The sequence below is a fragment of the Chryseobacterium sp. BGARF1 genome (genome assembly GCF_001677955.1).
In the GTDB taxonomy this organism is placed as follows: domain Bacteria; phylum Bacteroidota; class Bacteroidia; order Flavobacteriales; family Weeksellaceae; genus Chryseobacterium.
Genome location: NZ_LELA01000178.1, coordinates 1 through 5420, shown reverse-complemented (window position 1 = coordinate 5420; position 5420 = coordinate 1). Strand labels below are relative to the sequence as shown.

Sequence of the window (5420 nt, the reverse complement as noted above, 5' to 3'; positions counted from 1 at the left end):
AATTTAGAAAATTATACTGAATTGAAGAAATACCTTTATCTAAATGTTTGGTCATATTGCCATTTCCGTTAGCCAGATTATTATCATACTCAATCGTATTGTGACTTGCCAGATAAGGATAGCCCTCACTCTTTCCAATTTCCTCTTCAGTAACTTTTGTAAGCCTGTTTCCGGTATGATCGTATCTGAGATTGTCAATCTTAAACGCTGCAGTATTTCCTGTCATGAACTCTGCGGAACTGTAATGTTTCCGTTTAGGTCATAGTCTATTTTTTCAAAATATTCTTTGGCCGTAGGATTAATTTCGTTTTGATAAAAACCCGCTAACAATCTGTTTAAACCGTCGTAGACATAGCCGTATCTTTTTAAAGTATCATTTTTTGGGTAGATCCAATCTACTTCAGCAATATCACTATTGAATTTCCCTGTTGTTAAGCTGGTATAGACAGGATTGTTATATTTAATTTATAATGCTTACTACCAAAAAATTTAAAGACTTCTTTAATAAAAATGTAGCCGCTTTGTAAATGAAAAAGCTATTATTTTTCTTCTGCTTATCTATTGGTGTTCTTGCTTCTGCTCAGGAAAAGAAAAAAGACTCCGTTACGACTGATAAACTTTACGAGTATAAGGCACGCACTTTTTATCCATATCAGTATAAATATCAAAATCCTATCAGATTGGATTCTATTGCTGATGAAAAGAAAAAAGAAGAGATACTTTCCTTTATCCGTAAAATATAATCTCTTTCCATAACAAAAAATTAAACCGCCCAAAACAGACGGTTTTTTTGTGCCTAAAATTTCCTTTTTATATCAGCTGGCGCTTTTGGACGTCTTAAACCCTTATAATAAATCCAATCACTTTTTTCAGAAAAACCGCTTTTAAAGTTGTTATAAATAGCTTTTTTCAAAAATCCAGGTTTTAGCAAGGAGCAACTCCTCTAACATAAATTAAGCAAAAAGTGCTTCGCTCATTTCACGATGTATCTTGTGAAGTTTTGTGTCACACTTTTATCTGAGCAGTATTTCTAAGATTGCAAAAAGATGTCCTTTCGGGAGAAGTTAAGCAAAACGTCCTTTGCTCCAAAGTGATATTATTTTTGACCCAGTTGTTTTTTTGATTTTCAGTTTTGGTGTAACACATCTTTTCCGGAAGTCGGTGTAAAATTGCACAAAATACGATGGATAAAGACTTTACAAAATGTGTCCTTTCGTATGAAAAACACTTTTTGGTCTTTTGTATTTCAATTGAAAAAGGAAAAAGAACATCATCATAAGATTGAACAAAAGATTTCATCTTATAAAAACGCATAAAAACGGATAGTATAGAATATTAAAAAAAATACAGATATGGAAGTAACGGATTTCAATATAAATACAATTTATAATTTTTTAAACCCCATTATTATGGAAACATTTTATGTTTTATTGCCAGTGCTGGCAATGCTCGTAGGATTTGGTGTGCTTATCCTACCACGATTGTTAAAGAGTGACAAGAATATCTTCTTGCGGATGAAGAACCCCCTGTTCGGCGAGTTCGAGTATCATCAAAAGGATAAGAACACTCCTTAAACACAAAAGCAAAAGCGTAACCCAAAGGTTACGCTTTTGTCATCTACAAAGGAACGATCGAGACGCTCGCCCCAGCTTGGGGAGGGTAATGAGTATCATAAAAAATGTTTTCCATCAAATCATCTTGGGATGATGTTACATTACGAATAACACTAATCTTTTTTTCTCCATTACTAAAAATCCACAATATTAATAGAGCATCTCTTTGAAAAACTTTAGAAGAATTATTTTCCAAGTAATTTATCGTATTTATTTTTTGTTCACATTTTTTTCTTTTTTTTGAAATTCTTTTCTTTAAAATTGTATTATGACCAAATCCATCCTCTCCATAAAAATAAGAATGACATTTGTTTTTGTTTTCTAGAATGTAGGTGTATTCATCATGATCTTCTCTCCTGCTAAAATTATTGATTAAATAAAAACTATCTTCATTATTAATCTTTTTATTCTCAAAACCTAAACCTAAAAACTGCTTTTCTAAAAAGTCACTTTTTTTAGATTTGATAAAAGTAATATCTTCTAATATTTTTGATTGTTCTCTTTTCGAGTTGGTATTTAATTTTAAACTTTGTTCAAGTTCATTAACAACTAATCTTTTCCAATCATTTGTTGTAAAGATTGGCTCTTCATTATTAATTCTTTTTTGTTGTGAAGAGCACGATATTGTGAATAGAAAAATAAGTAAATACTTCATATAATTGATGGCGATTTTTACTCTGTTTTAGGTAGCTTTCTAGGAGTAACCTTGTTTTCCTCTCTCAGTTTATTTTCTTCTATCCTTACCTTTAACTCATCATTAGGCATTGTATAATTGCTATTATCAGGATCCTTAACCCGTGGATTCTCATTTACTGTTCCATTTGCATTTTGTTCGGCATGTAAAAGTTCATGTCCAAGACTAATTTTTGAAGGCACTCCACCTTTTTTTCCATTAATATCAACTGCATTTTCCATATTAGTATCTGGATTAATTTTAATAAGAGAACCTGTTCCTACGCCAGGATCTCCGTTCTCATTTACATATTGTTTACCATTCTCCTCTGGGTATGTCATAGCTCCTTTTTTTCTAGTTTCTATTGTAACAGTATGCTCGTTGCTTACCAACTTCCTAATTAAATCTGTCCCTCTTGCTTTTTCCCCTGATCGCTCACTAGATATTAACACAGCTCCTGTTTTTTTATCGTAAGAAATTTTATCATTTGTTAACCCTCTCAGATCTCTTAATATTTTGTTTCTGTCTGACGACTTTAGAGTTGTAGGTATTACGATTTCCCTTCCATCAGGGTCAATAAATCTTAGAGGATTATTCATTACATAATTATACGGCGACCATCTGCGATACTTCTCCGCCAGCGGATCCACAATACCCCATCTACCCAAGTCAGGCATATACATCCTTGCGCCATAGTCATACATTCCTGTCTCTTGCAACTCCTTTCCGTTGTACTTATATTGATAGTTACCCCTCGCAATTACGAGGGGGTCTTATTATCTTCCATACGAGGGCTCATTCTTCTTTACAAATTGAAAATAGGATAGGATAGTAGTTATTTGTATTATCTACTATTTTGCTTTTGTCATGTTCTCTGACACTAACTTTATTATATTTTGAACCTGTAATAAAACCTAAGTAAAATGTGTGATTATTTTTTTGGAATTCCCATATTGTAATTTCTTTCTTTGGATTTTGTTTATTTATTTTATTACATTCTCCAAGACTAATTCCTTTCTCTTCTCTATCTTTAGATGTAATAAGGGAAAATCCTGTATCACTATATAAAAAAGCTTTTCCTGTTTTTAGCAATTTCTTAATATTAGGATATGTTTTAAAATATTCCTTTTCAGTAATATATAATCCTGTTTTATTATGTTCTCTAATTAGGATTGGATCATTTAATTTAATAGTATCAGATACCAAATAAAAATCTTTTTTTTCCTGACTGAATAAACATATCGAAAAAAGAATCATTGCAAAACTACTCAGCACTTTTAACTTTTCCATTTCTAAGTTTTTTGTAATCATCATTAGTTTTTAAATTATTATTTTCTAAATGAATAGTGGCACTATGATTAGGGCGAGGTGTAGATTTTGTAGGATTTTGAGGAGTTCCTCCTATAGCACTTAATATTTCTTTCACATGTTGTGAATTAATTGACGAAGAATTACTCGAACCCATAACGCCACCTCCATCTAAAATATTTAAGGTATGGCCTATCTCATGTGCTCCTGTTCCTTTTTTTGAATCTGATTCAGATTTTTTAACAGCTATACTTTTTCCTTCTTCTGTGTAACCCTTTTCGTTTTCTTCAAAATCACTATCATTATTAACTCTATAAGTGTTTCCTTCACCCGATTGATCAGAATTTAAAACTCTATTTAATGCATCATATCTTGACTCATTTTCATTTTGGGTGACTGTTGAAGAAGATAGCTCAAAATTAACTTTTAAAGATATATCTTTTCCATCTGCTCCTTTATAGATGTAATTATATTTGCCACTACTGTCATTCCAGGTTTTGATTGCTCCATTTAGTGAGGCCATATCGTTAGCAACAGCATGATAAGTAGCCTTTACAGTAACTGTTCCAGCTTTCAAATCAACATACACTCCATAATCTCTACCATCATAATCAACAAACATTGCAGGATTATTTCCTGCATATGTGTAAGGTGACATTCTTGTATATTTCTCAGCCAAAGGATCTACCACACCCCATCTTCCGATATCCGGCATATAGAATCTCGCTCCATAATCATACATCCCGGTCTCTTGGAGCTCCTTGCCATTGTACTTGTAATTCTTATAACCTCCTAACAAACTTTTTGATCCTCCAATATGATTAAGCCCAAATGGATAGTAGTCATTTTTATCCGTAACTTCCAATGATCCATCTACCTTCTTTGCAAAGCTTAATCTGGCATTTCCCAAGTGATCTCTGTATTGGTAAATATAACGATTTTCTGCAAAACTGTAAAAACCTTCTGCTGTCGGTACAAAATCCAGATTCCAAAGTCCAGATAATAGAGGTGGATCTAAGGGGCCAATCGGTCCTATTATAATATCTTTTTTGAATGCCTGCTCTTCAAAAGCAACCTCAGTACGACACCATTCACAAGGAGCTATGGTCTCTGACAAGCTATATTGAAAACCATCTAAATAATCTGTTATATTATTGGTTGTCGATTGACCTTTTCCCCCGCCAGTAGAATGCTTTTTTCTTAGCTTTGTACCATCTGCCCGATAAAGATATTCTAATCCAAAGCTAATTTGCACTCCAAATGGGCTATTTTGATTAATGCTTATGTTATCTGGTAGATTCAGGTAGTTATAGGTAATTCTTTGAATCCCTTTATCCAGCATATTGGTCATATTTCCATTGACATCATAAGCTATAAAATTGTTCCCACCCTCGTAGCCTGTGTCATTCAATGCATTTTCAATCACTCTATTTAAACGGTTTCCTATGTATTGATAATCTAAATCATCCACCATTGTTGCTGTAGGAGAAAATACCTGTGGAGCATTTCTCTTCAAGCTGAGGATATTTCCATTTAGATCATAGGTCAGATATTCATTAAAATTGCCATTCTGAGGATTGACTGCATCAGGTATCATCCCAATCAAATCAACATCCGCATCCTCTGGAAGCTGTGCCAGCACGCTGACCCTAAAGTAAAGAACCTTGACTACCTTATCCAAAAACTGCCATTTGATTTCTTCGAGTTCCTTAACCCATCCAAAAACCTGTACCGGAACTGTAATCTCACCCATCTTAAGTACACTCAAAAGTAGAGCTTTTGGTTAATAATTTCTTGTTGTCGTTGTTAAAATTTTGTTGAAATGT

6 protein-coding genes and 1 pseudogene are annotated in these 5420 nt (G+C 33.1%); 1 reads left to right on the top strand and 6 read right to left on the bottom strand.

Going from position 1 to position 5420, the window contains the following annotated elements:
* The coding region (locus AB671_RS21285) for a hypothetical protein (protein ID WP_157444293.1) at nt 1-226 on the bottom strand (226 nt) is incomplete at its 3' end.
* 301 nt (nt 227-527) lie between these two features.
* Here AB671_RS21285 and AB671_RS21280 point away from each other — a divergent pair.
* Nucleotides 528-743 (top strand): hypothetical protein, encoded by a 216-nt coding sequence (locus AB671_RS21280; RefSeq protein WP_066681674.1) that lies wholly within the window; start codon nt 528-530, stop codon nt 741-743.
* Nucleotides 744-1617: 874 nt separating this feature from the next.
* On the opposite strand, the gene AB671_RS21270 is transcribed toward AB671_RS21280, so the two are convergent.
* From AB671_RS21270 to AB671_RS21255, 5 genes and pseudogenes are all read right to left on the bottom strand, one after another.
* On the bottom strand, nt 1618-2268 hold the full coding sequence (locus AB671_RS21270; protein WP_066681668.1) for a hypothetical protein: 651 nt from the start codon (nt 2266-2268) through the stop codon (nt 1618-1620).
* Between the two features lie 17 nt (nt 2269-2285).
* Nucleotides 2286-2789, bottom strand: a complete 504-nt coding sequence (locus tag AB671_RS22870; RefSeq protein ID WP_410492675.1) for a M91 family zinc metallopeptidase — start codon at nt 2787-2789, stop codon at nt 2286-2288.
* Nucleotides 2790-2846: 57 nt separating this feature from the next.
* Nucleotides 2847-3047, bottom strand: a pseudogene (locus tag AB671_RS22105) (RHS repeat-associated core domain-containing protein); the annotation flags it as partial.
* A 34-nt stretch (nt 3048-3081) separates the two neighbouring features.
* Nucleotides 3082-3576: a hypothetical protein gene (locus AB671_RS21260; RefSeq protein WP_157444292.1), complete on the bottom strand. Its 495-nt coding sequence runs from the start codon at nt 3574-3576 to the stop codon at nt 3082-3084.
* Nucleotides 3551-5362 carry an RHS repeat domain-containing protein gene (locus tag AB671_RS21255; protein WP_228391005.1) on the bottom strand — a complete coding sequence of 604 codons (1812 nt, stop codon included), beginning with the start codon at nt 5360-5362 and terminating at the stop codon, nt 3551-3553. The genes AB671_RS21260 and AB671_RS21255 overlap by 26 nt, the downstream gene beginning before the upstream one ends.
* Between the last annotated feature and the right edge of the window lie 58 nt (nt 5363-5420).

Bases quoted from the DNA above. Each gene is read 5' to 3' on its own strand.
- AB671_RS21280 (WP_066681674.1), top strand. From the start codon at position 528: ATGAAAAAGCTATTATTTTTCTTCTGCTTATCTATTGGTGTTCTTGCT.
- AB671_RS21270 (WP_066681668.1), bottom strand. From the start codon at position 2,268: ATGAAGTATTTACTTATTTTTCTATTCACAATATCGTGCTCTTCACAA.
- AB671_RS21260 (WP_157444292.1), bottom strand. From the start codon at position 3,576: ATGGAAAAGTTAAAAGTGCTGAGTAGTTTTGCAATGATTCTTTTTTCG.